This is a genomic window from Microbacterium sp. TS-1 (assembly GCF_000509385.1).
Taxonomy (GTDB): Bacteria; Actinomycetota; Actinomycetes; order Actinomycetales; family Microbacteriaceae; genus Microbacterium; species Microbacterium arborescens.
Genome location: NZ_BASQ01000001.1, coordinates 176773 through 192862 on the forward strand (window position 1 = coordinate 176773; position 16090 = coordinate 192862).

14 protein-coding genes are annotated in these 16090 nt (G+C 68.6%); 12 read left to right on the forward strand and 2 right to left on the reverse strand.

The annotated features are described in order from the left end of the window. Positions 1-17: 17 nt before the first annotated feature. The 11 genes from MTS1_RS00765 (at position 18) to MTS1_RS00815 (ending at position 12477) form a co-directional block, all read left to right on the forward strand. Positions 18-1742, forward strand: a complete 1725-nt coding sequence (locus MTS1_RS00765; RefSeq protein ID WP_023950501.1) for an ABC transporter substrate-binding protein — start codon at positions 18-20, stop codon at positions 1740-1742. Between the two features lie 112 nt (positions 1743-1854). Further along, on the forward strand, positions 1855-3375 hold the full coding sequence (locus tag MTS1_RS00770) for an ABC transporter permease (protein ID WP_023950503.1): 1521 nt from the start codon (positions 1855-1857) through the stop codon (positions 3373-3375). Next, positions 3372-4415, forward strand: coding sequence for an ABC transporter permease (locus MTS1_RS00775; RefSeq protein ID WP_023950504.1), 1044 nt, complete (start codon positions 3372-3374; stop codon positions 4413-4415). Before MTS1_RS00770 ends, MTS1_RS00775 begins: the two co-directional genes overlap by 4 nt. Beyond that, entirely contained in the window at positions 4412-6067 is a 1656-nt protein-coding gene (locus MTS1_RS00780; RefSeq protein WP_023950505.1) for an ABC transporter ATP-binding protein, read from the forward strand. The genes MTS1_RS00775 and MTS1_RS00780 overlap by 4 nt, the downstream gene beginning before the upstream one ends. A 109-nt stretch (positions 6068-6176) precedes the next feature. Further along, positions 6177-8090, forward strand: coding sequence for a translational GTPase TypA (gene typA / locus MTS1_RS00785; protein WP_023950506.1), 1914 nt, complete (start codon positions 6177-6179; stop codon positions 8088-8090). A 106-nt stretch (positions 8091-8196) separates the two neighbouring features. Beyond that, positions 8197-8922: an AzlC family ABC transporter permease gene (locus tag MTS1_RS00790; RefSeq protein ID WP_023950507.1), complete on the forward strand. Its 726-nt coding sequence runs from the start codon at positions 8197-8199 to the stop codon at positions 8920-8922. Beyond that, complete coding sequence (locus MTS1_RS00795; RefSeq protein ID WP_023950508.1) at positions 8919-9233, forward strand: AzlD domain-containing protein; 315 nt, start codon at positions 8919-8921, stop codon at positions 9231-9233. Before MTS1_RS00790 ends, MTS1_RS00795 begins: the two co-directional genes overlap by 4 nt. A 9-nt stretch (positions 9234-9242) precedes the next feature. Continuing rightward, positions 9243-9644, forward strand: coding sequence for a hypothetical protein (locus MTS1_RS00800; RefSeq protein WP_023950510.1), 402 nt, complete (start codon positions 9243-9245; stop codon positions 9642-9644). 9 nt (positions 9645-9653) lie between these two features. Next, a complete protein-coding gene (gene fdxA, locus MTS1_RS00805) occupies positions 9654-9980 on the forward strand; it encodes a ferredoxin (RefSeq protein WP_023950512.1) in 327 nt (108 codons plus the stop codon). Continuing rightward, a complete protein-coding gene (gene dapC, locus MTS1_RS00810; protein ID WP_023950514.1) occupies positions 9977-11083 on the forward strand; it encodes a succinyldiaminopimelate transaminase in 1107 nt (368 codons plus the stop codon). Before fdxA ends, dapC begins: the two co-directional genes overlap by 4 nt. Positions 11084-11184: 101 nt before the next feature. After that, positions 11185-12477, forward strand: a complete 1293-nt coding sequence (locus MTS1_RS00815; RefSeq protein WP_023950516.1) for a citrate synthase — start codon at positions 11185-11187, stop codon at positions 12475-12477. A gap of 117 nt (positions 12478-12594) precedes the next feature. On the opposite strand, the gene ppk2 is transcribed toward MTS1_RS00815, so the two are convergent. After that, a complete protein-coding gene (gene ppk2, locus MTS1_RS00820; protein ID WP_023950518.1) occupies positions 12595-13398 on the reverse strand; it encodes a polyphosphate kinase 2 in 804 nt (267 codons plus the stop codon). Positions 13399-13491: 93 nt separating this feature from the next. Between ppk2 and MTS1_RS00825 the strand changes: the two genes are divergently transcribed. Continuing rightward, on the forward strand, positions 13492-15099 hold the full coding sequence (locus tag MTS1_RS00825; protein ID WP_023950520.1) for an L-lactate permease: 1608 nt from the start codon (positions 13492-13494) through the stop codon (positions 15097-15099). 26 nt (positions 15100-15125) lie between these two features. On the opposite strand, the gene dapD is transcribed toward MTS1_RS00825, so the two are convergent. Next, positions 15126-16076: a 2,3,4,5-tetrahydropyridine-2,6-dicarboxylate N-succinyltransferase gene (gene dapD, locus MTS1_RS00830; protein WP_023950522.1), complete on the reverse strand. Its 951-nt coding sequence runs from the start codon at positions 16074-16076 to the stop codon at positions 15126-15128. Between the last annotated feature and the right edge of the window lie 14 nt (positions 16077-16090).

Here is a 16090-nt window from a genome sequence, read left to right on the forward strand (position 1 = left end):
AGAGAACAGGAGTGGGAATGCGTTTCACGCGTATCTCCATGGCGGCCGCGAGCGCCGCAGCCCTGGCGCTCGTCGTCGCCGGCTGCGCGCCGGCGGACGGTGGGGACCAGGAGGCGACCTCGGCGAGTCAGTCGATCGCCGTTTCGGTCGGTCCGAACGACTTCATCAGCTACAACGGCTTCACGCCCGAGACGTACTCGACGTACAACTCGGCGATCGTGGACCGGCTCCTCGCGGGCTTCAGCTACTTCGACGAGGTCGGCGCCATCCAGCCGAACACCGATCTGGGCTCGTACGAGCTGATCTCGGAAGACCCGATGGTCGTCGAGTACACCATCGCCGACGACGCGAAGTGGTCTGACGGCACGCCCATCACGGTCGCCGACGCCGTTCTCGCCTGGGGCGTCCAGAACCCCAACCTCGCCGGTGCCGAGGGCCCCCTGTTCAACTCGGTCTCGCAGGACCTCGGTGACACCGTCCCCGCCGGCCCGCAGGGCGACGCCGACGGCAAGTCGTTCACGGTCGAGTTCGCGGCGCCGGACCCCGACTGGCAGATCCAGACCTGGATGCTCAGCCCGGCGCACGTCGTCGCCGAGCAGGGCGGCCTGTCGACCGAGGAGCTCGTCGAGGCCATCCGTGGCGGCGACGCCGCCGCCCTCGCCGACGCGGCCGAGTTCTGGAACACCGGATGGAACACCGCCCCCGGCACGCTGCCGGACGAGGCGCTCATCCCCAGCTCCGGCCCGTACGTCCTCTCGTCGTGGGAGGCCGGCCAGTCGGTGACCCTGAAGCGCAACGAGAACTACTACGGCGAGCCGGCGGCCAACGACGAGCTCGTCATCCGCTTCGTCGCGCAGGACGCCATGGTCCAGGCGCTGCAGAACGGTGACCTCGACGTCATCGCCCCGCAGCCCTCGGTCGACACCGTCTCGCAGATCGAGGAGCTCGGCGACGCCGCTCAGCTGCTGACCGGCCAGACGCTCACCTGGGAGCACCTCGACTTCAACTTCAAGGGCAACGCGTCGCTCGCGAACAGCCTCGAGCTGCGTCAGGCGTTCGCGATGTGCGTGCCGCGCCAGCAGATCGTCGACAACCTCATCAAGCCGGTCAGCTCGGATGCCGAGGTCATGAACGCTCGCGAGGTCTTCCCGTTCCAGGAGAACTACGACGAGGTCGTCTCGGCCGCGTACGACGGCCGCTACGACGAGCCCAACCTCGAAGAGGCCAAGGCTCTCGTCGACGCTGCGGGCGCTGCCGGCACCGTCGTCCGCATCGGCTACTCGGCGCCGAACCCGCGTCGTGCCGACGAGGTCGCCCTCATCAAGTCGTCCTGCGACCAGGTCGGGTTCGACATCCAGGATGTCGGCAACGCCGACTTCTTCCAGCCCGGTGGCACCCAGGAGCGCGGCGACTACGACGTGGCCCTGTTCGCCTGGGCAGGCTCCGGCCAGATCACGTCGGGCCAGAACATCTACGCCACCGACAAGCCGCAGAACTACGGCGGCTACTCGAGCCCGGTCGTCGACCAGGCCTGGGAGACGCTCGTGACGAGCCTCGACGAGTCGGTCCACCTCGAGCAGACGAAGATCATCGAGAAGCAGCTGTGGGACGACCTGTTCGGCATCCCGCTGTTCGCCCACCCCGGTGTCGACGCTGCTGCCGCCGACATCGAGAACGCTCAGCACTCGGTGGGCCAGAGCGGCATCATGTGGAACGCCGAGAAGTGGTCGCGCGCAGAATAAACGTATTCTGTCTCTGACACGACCAGAGTGTGGGCCGTCGCTGCGGTGACGGCCCACACTCCCGTGAGGGGCACACGTGTGCCCCGCGTACGACCAAGGGACCTCGACTTCCGTGCTGAAATTCATCATCCGCCGTCTGGCGGCAGCGGTGGGCATCATGCTCGCCGCATCCCTCTTGATGTACGTCCTGACGATCAACTCCGGCGACCCGCTCGCCGACCTGCGAGAGAGCAACGCGGACAACCGCGAGCAGTTGATCGCTCGGCGTATCGAATACATGAACCTCGACCAGCCCTGGTTCCAGCGCTACCTCACCTGGCTCCTGGGTGCGAGCAAGTGCTTCATCGGGCAGTGCGACCTCGGACTCACCCGACAGGGCGTCGAGGTCTCCACGCTCGTGGGACAGGCAGCGGCCTCGACGCTGAGGCTCGTCCTGCTCGCCACGATCCTGGCGCTGATCATCGGTGTCGCGATCGGCATCATCACCGCCATCCGGCAGTACTCGGGCCTGGACTACGCCGTGACGTTCCTCACGTTCCTCTTCTTCTCGCTGCCCGTCTTCTGGGCTGCGGTGCTCTTCAAGGAGTACCTCGCGATCGGGTACAACGACTGGATCCGCGATCCGGAGCTGACGCCGACACAGATCATCCTGATCGCCGTCGTCATCGGGTTCGTCGTGCAGGTGCTCGGCGGCGGCTCGCTGAAGCGGCGGGCGATCACCTTCGCCGTCACCGCCGCGGTCCTGGGGGCAGCGCTGCCCCTCATGCTGGCGACCAACGCGTTCCGCGAGCCGCGCCTCACCATCATCGGCGTGGCCGTGCTCACTGTCCTGCTCGCACTCAGCGCGACGGTGGCGTCGGTGGGGCTGCACAACAGGCGGGTGCTCGTCATCGGTCTGGCCAGCGCGGGACTCGTCGTCGTCATGCACCTGGCGCTGACGAACGTGTTCATCTACTACATGAACTGGGGCATCCTCGCCGGCGGTGCGCTGCTGGCGATGATCGTGCCGTTCCTCATCGGGCGGTTCTTCGGCGGGCGTTTCCGGGGGCCGGCTACGGTCGTCGCATTCGTCACGATCTTCGGCGGTGCCCTCCTGACGGTCGTGGACTCGCTCTTCCGCGTGTGGCCGTCGTTCCTGCAGCGCAAGCCGCGCCCCATCTCGACGATCGGCGCGCAGACGCCGAATTTCGATGGGACGTTCTGGCAGACCTTCCTCGACATCGGCACGCAGATGCTGCTGCCGACGCTGCTGCTGACCGTCATCTCGTTGGCGTCGTACAGCCGCTACACGCGGACATCGATGCTCGAGGTGGGCAACCAGGACTTCATCCGCACGGCGCGGGCGAAGGGCGTTCCCGAGCGGCTGGTCATCTTCCGCCACGCGTTCCGCAACGCCCTCATCCCGATCGCGACCATCGCGGCGTTCGACTTCGCCGGACTCATCGGCGGTGCCGTGGTCACGGAGCAGGTCTTCGGATGGAAGGGCATGGGCGACCTGTTCGCGACAGGGCTGCGCGAAGTCGACCCGAATCCCGTGATGGCCTTCTTCCTCGTGACCGGCCTCGCCGCGATCGTCTTCAACATGCTGGCGGACATCTTCTACGCCGTCATCGACCCGAGGATCCGAGTATGACGAACCCGAACGACAACGCGCCGACCACGACGTCGGTCCTCTCGGTCGCGGAGGCCGAGGACGCTGCGCTCGCGAAGAGCACCGCCGCACCCCGCTCACAGGCCCGCATCGTGTGGGGGCGCTTCCTGCGGCACCGCGCGGCGACGATCTCCGCGGTGATCCTGATCTTCCTGACGCTCTTGAGCTTCACCTCGGTGGGCTTCTTCGGCATCCCGGGATGGTGGCCCCACGACTACCGCGCCGCGGGCGACGTCGTCAACGGGGGCGCCCCGACGCTGAGCCTGATTCCCGAGTGGCTCGGCGGCGACGGCATCCGGATCGGCGAGCATCCGTTCGGCCAGGAGAACACCGGCAAAGACTTCTTCGCGCTGACGATGATGGGTACGCAGCGATCGATCCTGCTCGGTCTCGTACTCGGCATCTCGTCCACCGTCATCGGAAGCGTCATCGGCGCGGTCGCGGGCTACTACCGCGGCTGGGTCGACTCGGTCCTGATGCGCATCACCGATCTGTTCATCGTGATCCCGCTGCTCGCCCTCGCGGCCGTCGTGGGTCAGATCGCGGGGAACATCGGCAAGAACCCGATCGTGCTGGCGTTCATGCTCTCGTTGCTGACGTGGACGGGACTCGCCCGCCTCGTGCGCGGCGAGGTGCTGTCGCTGCGCGAGCGCGACTTCGTCCTCGCAGCTCGTGCCTCGGGTGCCGGGGGAGCACGCATCATCTTCCGCCACCTCATGCCGAACGTCGTGGGCGTCATCGCGGTCAACGCGACGTTCGCCATTGCGGGCGCCATCCTGCTCGAGAGCTCGCTGTCGTACCTCGGATTCGGCGTCGTCCCCCCGGAGACCTCGTTGGGCCTCCTGATCAGTCAGTACCAGGGCAGCTTCACCAGCAGACCGTGGCTGTTCTGGTGGCCGGGCATGATGATCCTCGCGATCGCCCTGTCCATCAACTTCCTGGGCGACGGCATCCGCGACGCGTACGACCCGCGCCAGTCGCGCAGCGTGCGTCGCGAGATCAAGAGGAGGAACCGCGCATGAGCGTCACCGCCACGCGTACCGCACTGAAATTCACCGACCTTTCGGTCACGTTCCTCACCGGCTCGGGCGACGTCGACGCTGTCAAGGGCATCTCGCTCGAGGTGCGCCCCGGCGAGGTCGTGGCTGTGGTCGGCGAGTCGGGTTCCGGCAAGTCGGTGACCTCGCTGGCCGCGATGGGTCTTCTCGCCGAGAACGCCATCACCCGGGGATCCATCACGGTCGGCGAGACCGAGGTGATCGGGCTTCCGAACGAGCGGATGCGCAAGCTCCGCGCCAGCGAGATCGCGATGATCTTCCAGGAGCCGATGACGGCGCTGAACCCGGTGCTGACGATCGAGCGTCAGCTCACCGAGATCTTCGAGCTCCACGACGTCGCGTACGGCGAGGACGCGCGTGACCGGTCCATCGGCCTGTTGCGTGACGTGGGCATCCCCGAGCCGGAGCGACGCATCAAGCAGTACCCGCACCAGTTCTCGGGAGGCCAGCGTCAGCGCATCGTCATCGCGATGGCGATCGCTCTCGATCCGAAGGTCATCATCGCGGACGAGCCGACCACCGCTCTCGACGTCACGGTCCAGGCCGAGATCCTCGATCTGCTGCGGCGTCTGAAGGACCACCGCGATGCGGGCATCCTGCTGATCACGCACAACATGGGCGTCGTCGCCGACATCGCCGACCGCGTCGCGGTGATGTACCGCGGTGACCTGGTCGAGGTCGGGGACGTGGAGGACGTCCTCACCCGGCCCCAGCATCCCTACACGAAGAAGCTCCTCGCCGCCGTTCCCCGCCTCGACCCCGAGCTCACCACTCGAGCCGCAGGCGGCGCCACGCGCGACGTGGTGCTGGAGGCGAAGGGACTCGTCCTCGAGTACGCCGGGCGCGGCAAGACCTTCCGCGCTGTCGAGGACGTCTCGTTCGACCTCGCCGCCGGCGAAGTCCTCGGTATCGTCGGCGAGTCCGGCTCGGGCAAGTCGACGATCGCGCGCGCCGTGCTCGGGCTGATGCCGGTCGCGGACGGGACGCTGAGTCTCGGCGGACGGGACCTCGCGAAGCTGCGCGGGCGCAAGGCGAAGAACGTCCGGCGCGACATCGGCGTCGTCTTCCAGGACCCTGCGGCATCCCTCGACCCGCGGTTCCCGATCGGCGACTGCATCATCGAGCCGATGGCCATTCACCGTGTCGGCACCAAGGCGGAGCGGCTCGATCGGGCCCGCGAGCTGCTCGACGCCGTGCGGCTGCCGCGCGACGTGCTCGAGCGGTACCCGCACGAGCTGTCGGGTGGTCAGCGTCAGCGCGTCTCGATCGCGCGAGCGCTCACGCTGCGGCCGAAGCTCTTCGTCGCCGATGAGCCGACGTCGGCGCTCGACGTGTCGGTCCAGGCCGCCGTGCTCGACATGCTGAAGGAGCTGCAGGAGACGTACTCGTTCGCCTGCATCCTCGTCAGTCATGACCTCGCCGTCGTCGACCAGCTGTCGGACCAGATCCTCGTGCTCAAGTCGGGGCGAACGGTCGAGCAGGGGTCGACGTCGCGCGTCCTGCTGCAGCCCCGCGAGGCCTACACCCGGGAACTGCTGGCCGCGTCCCCGGTCCCGGATCCGATCGAGCAGCGCCGCCGCCGCGAGGAACGCCGGGCCGCGCTCGACGCATCCTGAGGCTCGGATCCCGACCTCCTCGCAGGCGCCCCGCGAACTCGCAGGGCGCCTGCGTTAAACTGTCCCGTCGGCATCCCGACGTTTTCCCTTCATCCTGAGGACCCCCTTCATGGCGCATGCCCTTCGTCCTGACCTCCGCAACGTCGCGATCGTCGCGCACGTCGACCACGGCAAGACGACGCTCGTCGATGCCATGCTCCGCCAGACCGGCTCGTTCGGCGACCACGCGCACGTCGAGGAACGTGCCATGGACTCGAATGATCTCGAGCGCGAGAAGGGCATCACGATCCTCGCCAAGAACACGGCGATCACCTACAACGGCGTCCACACCGACGTGCCGGTGACGATCAACGTCATCGACACCCCGGGTCACGCCGACTTCGGCGGAGAGGTCGAGCGCGGCCTGTCTATGGTCGACGGCGTTGTGCTGCTCGTCGACGCGTCGGAGGGTCCGCTGCCGCAGACCCGCTTCGTGCTGCGCAAGGCGCTCGAGGCGAAGCTCCCCGTCATCCTGCTCGTCAACAAGACCGACCGCCCCGACGCGCGCATCGCGGAGGTCGAGGAGGAGGCTCACGACCTGCTGCTGGGGCTCGCCGGCGACCTCGTCGACGATGTGCCCGACCTCGACGTCGACGCGCTGCTCGACGTGCCCGTCGTGTACGCCTCGGGCCGCGCGGGCGCGGCGTCGCGCAACCGTCCCGACAACGGCGAGCTCCCCGACAACGAGGACCTCGAGCCGCTCTTCGAGGCGATCCTCGAGCACGTTCCGGCGCCGTCCTATGACGACGAGGCGCCGCTGCAGGCCTGGGTGACCAACCTCGACTCGAGTCCCTTCCTCGGCCGCCTCGCGCTGCTGCGCGTCTTCAACGGCACGCTGAAGAAGGGCCAGACGGTCGCGTGGGTGCGCCACGACGGTTCCCACTCGAACGCGCGTATCACCGAGCTCCTCAAGACGAAGGCGCTGGATCGTTTCCCGGCCGAGTCGGCGGGCCCCGGCGACATCGTCGCGATCGCGGGTATCGAAGACATCACGATCGGTGAGACGATCGCCGACCCCGAGGATGTCCGTCCTCTCCCGGCGATCACCGTCGACGACCCCGCGATCTCGATGACGATCGGCACCAACACGTCGCCGCTGATGGGCAAGGTGAAGGGCCACAAGCTCACCGCGCGCATGGTCAAGGACCGTCTCGATCGCGAGCTCATCGGCAACGTCTCGCTCAAGGTCGTCGACATCGGGCGCCCCGACGCTTGGGAGGTGCAGGGCCGCGGCGAGCTCGCCCTCGCGATCCTCGTCGAGAACATGCGGCGCGAGGGCTTCGAGCTCACCGTCGGCAAGCCTCAGGTCGTGACGCGTCGCGACGAGAACGGCAAGCTGACCGAGCCGTTCGAGCACCTGACGATCGACGCCCCCGAGGAGCACCTCGGCGCGATCACGCAGCTGATGGCGGCTCGCAAGGGTCGCATGGACACCATGACCAACCATGGCACCGGCTGGGTGCGCATGGAGTTCGTCGTCCCGTCGCGCGGGCTCATCGGCTTCCGCAGCGAGTTTTTGACGATCACGCGCGGTACCGGTATCGCCAACGCGATCTCGCACGGCTACGACGAGTGGGCGGGAGCGATCTCGACGCGTCAGAACGGCTCGATCGTCGCCGACCGCTCCGGCGTCGTCACCCCCTTCGCGATGATCGCCCTGCAGGAGCGCATGAGCTTCTTCGTCCAGCCCACCGAAGAGGTCTACGAGGGCATGGTCATCGGTGAGAACTCGCGCGCCGACGACATGGACGTCAACATCACGAAGGAGAAGAAGCTGACGAACATGCGTTCGTCGACCTCGGACTCCTTCGAGTCGATGACGCCCCCGCGTGTGCTGACGCTGGAGGAGTCGCTCGAGTTCGCGCGCGACGACGAGTGCGTGGAGGTCACCCCCGAGAAGGTGCGCATCCGCAAGGTCGTGCTCGATGCGACCGAGCGCGGCCGTGCCGCCTCGCGCGCGAAGCGTCAGGACGCCAACGCCTGATCTCCCTCGCGGAACCCGCCCACGACCCCGGAGCGCCGATCTCGGCATCCGGGGTCGTGGCGTTCGTGTCGGTCTCCGCCTCGGCGCATCGATAGCATCGGGGGTGATGGAGCAGGATGCCGCGACGCGGCGCGCGTGGCGCGATGGAATCGGCGTATCGGTCGCGACGAGCGCCTACGGCGTGTCGTTCGGTGCGCTCGGAGTCGCCGCGGGCCTCGACGTCTGGCAGACCTGCGTCCTCAGCCTTCTGATGTTCACGGGGGGATCGCAGTTCGCGTTCGTCGGGGTCATCGCGACGGGCGGCTGGGGCGCGTTGCCCGCGGCCATAGCGTCCGCGGCGCTGCTCGGCGTGCGGAACGTCGCGTACGGGCTGCGGATGGCCCCGGTCGTCGGCGGGAGCATCGCGCGGCGTCTGACCGCGTTCCCGTTCACGATCGACGAATCGACGGCCGTCGCCCTCGCGCAGTCGAGCGCTCGGGCACGCCGCATCGGCTTCTGGGTGACCGGAATCGGCATCTACGTCGGGTGGAACCTCTTCACCCTCCTCGGTGCGCTGCTCGGCGACGTCCTCGGCGATCCTCGCGCCTACGGGCTCGACGCGGCCGCAGCGGCGGCGTTCCTCGCGCTGCTGTGGCCGAGGCTGCGCCGGGTCGAGGCGGTGGCCGTGGGGGTCGCCGCAGGCGTGGTGGCCGGCGTGGCGACGCCGCTCACGATGCCCGGGATCCCGGTGCTCATCGCCGGCGCCGTGGCGATCGTAGTCGCCGCGGCACTGCCCGGTCGACGGCCGCCGCGGGTCGACGACGAGGCCGTGACGGCGGGGGAGAAGCCATGACCCCGTGGACCGGCATCCTCGTCGCGTCGATCATCTGCGTGGCGCTCAAGGCGCTCGGCTACCTCCTGCCCCCGCGCTGGTTCGACGGGGAGCGAGCACAGCGCATCATCGACCAGTTGACGATCGCCCTGCTGTCCGCCCTCGTCGTCGTCCAGACCCTCGGGGCGGGAGCTGCGATCGTCGTGGACGCGCGCGTACCCGCCGTCGCGGCGGCCGCCGTCCTGCTCGCGCTGCGCGCGCCGTTCCTCGTCGTGGTCGCGGTGGCCGCCGTGGTGGCGGCGGCGCTTCGGGCCTGGGGCTGGGCAACCTAGACTGGCCCGGTGAATCAGACCTGGTCCCGCGCGGCGGGATGGCTTGTCGCGGCGATCGCGGGCGGCGTCTACGGTGTCGCCGGGACCATCACCCAGGCGTACGTGTGGGGCGCGCTTCCCGTCGGGCTGATCGTCGCGATATCCGGCATCACAGCCCTCGTCGCGGGGCTGCGGCTGCTCACGAGCGACCGTTGGACGGCGCTTGCCTGCGGGCTCGGAGCCCTCGTGGCGACGGTCGTCTTCTCGGGACGAGGACCCGGCGGCTCGGTCGTGGTACCGGCTCCGCCGGACGGCCAGCTGAGCACGGGCCTGATCTGGACGTTCGCTGTGCCGATCATGGTGGCCATCGTCGTGGGCTGGCCCTCATTCGCGGGCGTGCGCGCGGCGGCCGCCCCCGATCGCACGAACTAGACTCGTCGTGTGACTTATGTGATCGCCCTCCCGTGCGTGGACGTGAAGGACCGCGCCTGCATCGACGAATGCCCCGTGGACTGCATCTACGAGGGCGAGCGCTCGCTCTACATCCACCCGGATGAATGCGTCGACTGCGGCGCATGCGAGCCGGTGTGCCCGGTCGAGGCGATCTACTACGAAGACGACCTGCCGGACGAGTGGCAGGACTACTACACCGCGAACGTCGAGTTCTTCGACGACCTCGGCTCGCCAGGTGGTGCCGCGAAGGTCGGCGTCATCGCGAAAGATCACCCCCTCGTGGCCGCGCTGCCGCCGCAGGGGGAGGGGCATTGAGCGTCAACGACCTCGCCGATTACCCCTGGGACGCCGTCGCGCCCTACGCCGAGAAGGCTCGCCGCCACCCGGACGGCATCGTCGACCTGTCCATCGGGTCGCCGGTCGACCCGACACCTGAGGTCGTCGCCCGCGCACTGCGCGAAGCGACCGACGCGCACGCTTACCCGCAGACCGTCGGCACCCCCGCGCTCCGGGAGGCGATCGTGCGGTGGTACGAGCGCCGCCGGGATGTGACGGGTCTGGCGCCCGAAAACGTGCTGCCGACGATCGGGTCGAAGGAGCTCGTCGCTCTCCTGCCGCTGCTCCTCGGCCTCGGTGCGGGGGATGTCGTCGTGCATCCGCGTGCCGCCTACCCGACCTACGAGGTCGGAGCGCGTCTCGTCGGAGCGACACCGGTAGCGGCGGACGACCCCGCCGACTTCCCGGTGGGCACGCGGCTGGTGTGGGTCAACTCACCGGGCAACCCCGACGGTCGCGTTCTCGACGTCGCGGCGCTCCGGCAGATGGTGGCCCGCGCCCAGGAACTCGGTGCCGTCGTCGTCTCGGACGAGTGCTACGCCGAGCTCGGGTGGGACGGATCCTGGGCGCACGAGGCCGTCCCCAGCATCCTCGACCCGCGCGTCACCGGCGGCGACGTCACGGGCCTGCTCTCGGTCTACTCGCTCAGCAAGCAGTCGAACCTGGCGGGCTACCGCGCCGCGTTCCTCGCCGGAGACGCGACGATCGTCGCGAGGCTGCTGACGGCGCGCAAGCACCTGGGCCTCATGCTGCCGCTGCCCGTGCAGCACGCCATGGCCGCCGCGCTCGGCGACGACGACCACGTCGCGCGACAGAAGGACCTGTACCGTCGCCGTCGCGATGTCCTGCGGCCCGCGCTCGAGCGGGCGGGCTTCCGCATCGATCACAGCGAGGCCGGCCTCTATCTGTGGGCGACGGCCGGTGAGGATGCCTGGCAGACGCTCGACCGGCTGGCCGAGCTCGGCATCCTGGCCGGTCCGGGCCACTTCTACGGAGCACATTTCCCGCAGCATGTGCGTTTCTCCCTCACGGCGTCGCAGGAGCGGATCGAAGCCGCTGCAGCGCGCCTCGCGGGTTCGTAGGTTTCCCCCTACCGATCCGCTGATCCTTTGGCGCCGTACAGAGTAGGCCCGTGCGCCCGATAGGCTGTAATGACCGCACCGGACGATCGCAAGGAGGCTTCGTGAACGACACGGGCACCCCGCAGAAGGCCACCGTCACCATCGGTGACCGCACCGCCGAATTGCCGGTGCTGCAAGGAACCGACGGAGTTCCGAGCGTCGACTTCTCGACGTTCACGAAGCAGACGGGGCACACGAGCCTCGATTACGGCTTCGTCAACACCGCGGCCACACGGTCCGCCATCACCTATATCGACGGCGACCAGGGCATCCTGCGCTACCGCGGATACCCGATCGAGCAGATCGCCAAGCACTCGACCTACCTCGAAGTGGCGTGGCTCCTGCTCTATGGCGACCTGCCGACGGCAGACGAGCTGGCCGACTTCGACGACCGCATCCGTCGTCACACGCTGCTGCACGAAGACCTGAAGCGGTTCTTCTCGTCGTTGCCCCACACCGCGCACCCGATGTCGGTGCTCTCAGCGGCAACGGCAGCCCTGTCGACGTACTACGAGGACCAGTCCGATCCGAACAACCCCGAGCACGTCGAGCTCAACACGATCCGGCTGCTGGCGAAGCTGCCGGTGATCGCCGCGTACGCGCACAAGAAGAGCGTCGGACAGGCCTTCCTGTATCCCGACAACTCGCTGAGTTTCGTCGACAACTTCCTGCGCCTGAACTTCGGCGTCCTGGCCGAGAACTACGAGGTCAACCCGGTCGTCTCGCGAGCGCTCGAGCGTCTGCTGATCCTGCACGAGGACCACGAGCAGAACGCATCCACCTCGACGGTCCGCCTGGTGGGATCCACTGGTGCGAACCAGTTCTCCTCGATCTCGGCCGGCATCAACGCCCTCTACGGTCCGCTCCACGGCGGGGCGAACGAGGCGGTCCTCGACATGCTGGCGCGCATCCGCGACTCCGGCGAGAGCGTCGAGCGTTTCGTGGCCCGCGTCAAGAACAAGGAGGACGGTGTGAAGCTCATGGGCTTCGGGCACCGCGTCTACAAGAACTACGACCCGCGCGCGAAGCTCGTCAAGGAGTCGGCGGACGAGGTCCTCAACGAACTCGGCGTCGTCGATCCGCTCCTCGACCTCGCGAAGGAGCTCGAGGAGATCGCCCTGAGCGACGACTACTTCCGCGAGCGTCGCCTGTACCCCAACGTCGACTTCTACACCGGCGTCATCTACAAGGCGATGGGCTTCCCGACCCGGATGTTCACGCCGCTGTTCGCTATCGGCCGGCTGCCCGGCTGGCTCGCGCACTGGCGCGAGATGCAGAACGACCCGCAGACGAAGATCGGCCGTCCGCAGCAGCTGTACGTCGGCTCGGCGGAGCGGGACTACCCGACCTCCTGAGGCAGCGCTCGACGCATACGAAAGGCCGGCACGTCACAGCGACGCGCCGGCCTCTCGTTTGCGGTCGCGGTCCGGCCGCGGCGGTCTACGGTGCCGCCGAACCCGGCACTCCGCGTGTCACTTCTCGGTCAGCGTCGCGGCGTAGTCGGGCACGTATCCGTCGAGCTGCTGCGGCGGCCGGTCGTATCCTCCGGACGGTGGTCGCGGCGGGATCTCGATCTCGGGTCGCTCGACGACCTCGTACGGGATCTGTCCGAGCAGGTGGTGGATCATGTTGATCCGGCCCCGGCGCTTGTCCTCGTTGTCGACCTCGTGCCAGCGCGCCTCCGGAATGTCGGTGTGGACGAACATCGTGTCCTTCGCGCGCGAGTAGTCCTCCCACTTCGTGATCGACAGCACGTCGTTGGGGGAGAGCTTCCACCGCCGCATCGGGTCTTCGTTGCGCGAGCGGAACCGCTTCTCCTGCTCGACGTCCGAGACGCTGAACCAGTACTTCAGCAGCAGGATGCCGTCCTCGACGAGCATGCGCTCGAAGATCGGCGCCTGGTGGAGGAACCGGTGGTACTCCTCGTTCGTGCAGTAGCCCATGACACGCTCGACCCCGGCGCGGTTGTACCAGGACCGGTCCATGAGGACGATCTCACCGGCGGCCGGGAGGTGCGCGACGTACCGCTGGAAGTACCACTGCGAGCGCTCACGCTCGGTCGGCGCGGGGAGGGCGACGATGCGCGCGACGCGCGGGTTGAGATACTCGGTGACCCGTTTGATCGTCGATCCCTTGCCCGCGGCGTCCCTCCCCTCGAAGATCACGACGATGCGCGCCCCGGTGGCCTGGACCCAGGCCTGCATGTCGACGAGCTGCGCCTGGAGCCTCCGCAGCTCGGCTTCGTACACCTTCTTCGGCAAACGGTCATCGGCCATCGCGCCACCTCCTGACGTGAGCATACGCCCCCCTCGCGCGCGTCTTCGGGCCGGTCTAGGGTGGGCCGCGACGGACGAGCAGGGGAGCGACGCATGTGGGTGCAGACGACGGATCCGCTCGGATCGCTCGTGCTGTCGGCGCTGGTCGCCGCTATCCCCATCGTCGTCTTCCTCGTCGCGCTGGTCGGGTTCCGCCTCAGCGGTCTGCTCGCCGGTCTCATCGCTCTCATCGCGCAGCTGCTCGTCGCCGCACTGGGATTCGGGATGCCGCTCACCGCGGTCGGGGGTGCCGGACTGCTCGGTCTGCTCAACGCCGTCTGGCCGATCGCCTACATCATCGTGATGGCGGTCTGGCTCTACAAGCTCGCGGTCGCGAGCGGGCGGTTCGACGTGATCCGTTCTTCGATCGGCGGTATCTCGACGGACCAGCGGATCCAGGTGCTTCTCATCAGCTTCGCCTTCGGCGCCTTCCTCGAGGGGGCGGCCGGTTTCGGTGTGCCGATCGCCATCTGCGCGGCCCTCCTGGTCCAGCTCGGGTTCCGGCCCCTGCGGGCGGCCATGATCTCCCTCGTCGCCAACGCGGCCGCCGGGGCTTACGGCGCCATCGGAATCCCCGTCATCGTGGGCGCCCAGGTCAGCGGACTCGAGGTGCAGGAGCTCTCCCGTGCGATGGTGCTCGTACTGCAGCCGCTGACGGTGCTCATCCCGTTCCTTCTCGTGATCATCCTCGACGGGGTGCGCGGGCTGCGCGAGACCTGGCCTGCCACGCTGCTCGTCACCATCGTCTTCAGCGGTGTGCAGGCGGGCGTGCTGTGGTTCCTCGGACCCGAGCTCGCCGACCTCGGCGCGGGACTCGCCGCGATGGTCGCGCTCTTCCTTCTGGGGCGGGTGTGGCAGCCCCGCCGGGTTCACCGCGAGGTCGGCGCGCCCGAGCCCGAGCAGCACCACGCGACTCTGCGGGAGGTGATCGCGGCATGGAGCCCGTTCTACATCCTGACGGCGGTCATCCTCGTCTGGAGCCTCCCGGTGTTCAAGAACCTGTTCGCAGCGGGCGGGCCGCTGTCCGCCCTGGTGTTCGCGGTTCCGATGCCTGGGCTCACCGGCAGCGTGCAGACTCCCGGCGGTGATGTCGTCACGGCCACATGGAGCTTCACGCCCGTCAATGCGACGGGGACGGCGATCCTGCTGGCGGTGCTCGTGTCGTTCTGGACGACGCCGCGCCTGCGCGCGGGTGACCTGGTCTGGACGCTGGCGGAGACGGTGCGCGGTCTCTGGCGGGCACTGCTGCTGATCGCGATCATCCTCGTCCTCGCCAACATCGCCAACTATTCGGGAGGCTCGGCTTCGATGGGGACGGCACTCGCGGCGGTGGGGCCGCTCTTCCCGCTCCTCGCTCCCATCATCGGCTGGATCGGGGTCTTCCTCACGGGGTCGGTCGTCAACAACAACACGCTGTTCGCGCCGCTTCAGGTCGCCACGGCGGAGCAGATCGCGGTCGATCCCGCGCTGCTGGTGGCCGCGAACACCGCCGGCGGCACCGCGGCGAAGGTCATCTCACCGCAGTCGATCGCGATCGCCGCAGGTGCCGTGGGGCTCGCCGGACGCGAATCGGAGATCCTGCGGGCGTCGATCTGGTACAGCCTCGGGATCCTCGCCGCCGTCTGCCTCTGGGGCGGGCTGCTCTCGGTCCTGCTGCTCTGAGCCGACCCGCAGGCCTCGCGATGCGGTCAGGCGTGCAGGGCCTCATTGAGGGTGACACCAACTCCTGCTCGGCGGACGGCCTCGACGGCACCCGTCAGCGAGTTGCGGCGGAAGAGGATGCCGTCGCGGCCGGAGAGCTCCGCGCCCTTGACGGTCGGGCGCGCGCCCGAGGCCGTGGCGGGCTCGTCCGCCAGCACGATCTTCGAGCCCGCGGTGACGTACAGGCCGGCCTCGACGACGCAGTCGTCGCCGAGCGAGATGCCGATTCCGGCGTTGGCGCCGAGCAACGTGCGGCGACCGATCGACACCCGGTGGCTGCCGCCGCCGGACAGCGTGCCCATGATGGATGCGCCGCCCCCGATGTCGCTGCCGTCGCCCACGACGACGCCCTGCGAGATGCGGCCCTCGACCATCGAGGCGCCCAGCGTACCCGCGTTGAAGTTGACGAAGCCCTCGTGCATCACGGTCGTCCCCGGCGCGAGGTGCGCTCCGAGTCGTACGCGGGAGGCGTCGGCGATGCGCACGCCCGGAGGTGTCACATAATCCAGCAGGCGCGGGAACTTGTCGAGACCGTGCACCTGGATGCCGTCACGCTGGAGCAGCGGGCGGCGGCGGGTGGCCTCGTCCGGGTGCATCGGGCCAGCGGTCGTCCACGCCACGATCGGCAGGTGCCCGAAGATCCCGTCGAGGTTGACGGTGTTCGGGGCCGCGAGACGGTGGGAGATGACGTGCAGGCGCAGGTACGCGTCGGGCGTCGAGGCGGGCGCGGCGTCGAGATCGATCGAGACCGTCACGGCCTCGAGCGTGACGCCGCGACGCTCGTCGTCCGCGGCCATCGGGGCCCAGGTGACCATGGCCGCGGCCGATTCCGTGGCAGCGGGCGTTCCGAGCGCGGGCTCTGGGAACCAGGTGTCGAGTGTCGTGCCATCGCTGCTCGAGGTCGCGAGTCCCACGCCCCATGCCCACCGTTCGCTCATGCCTCCAGATTATC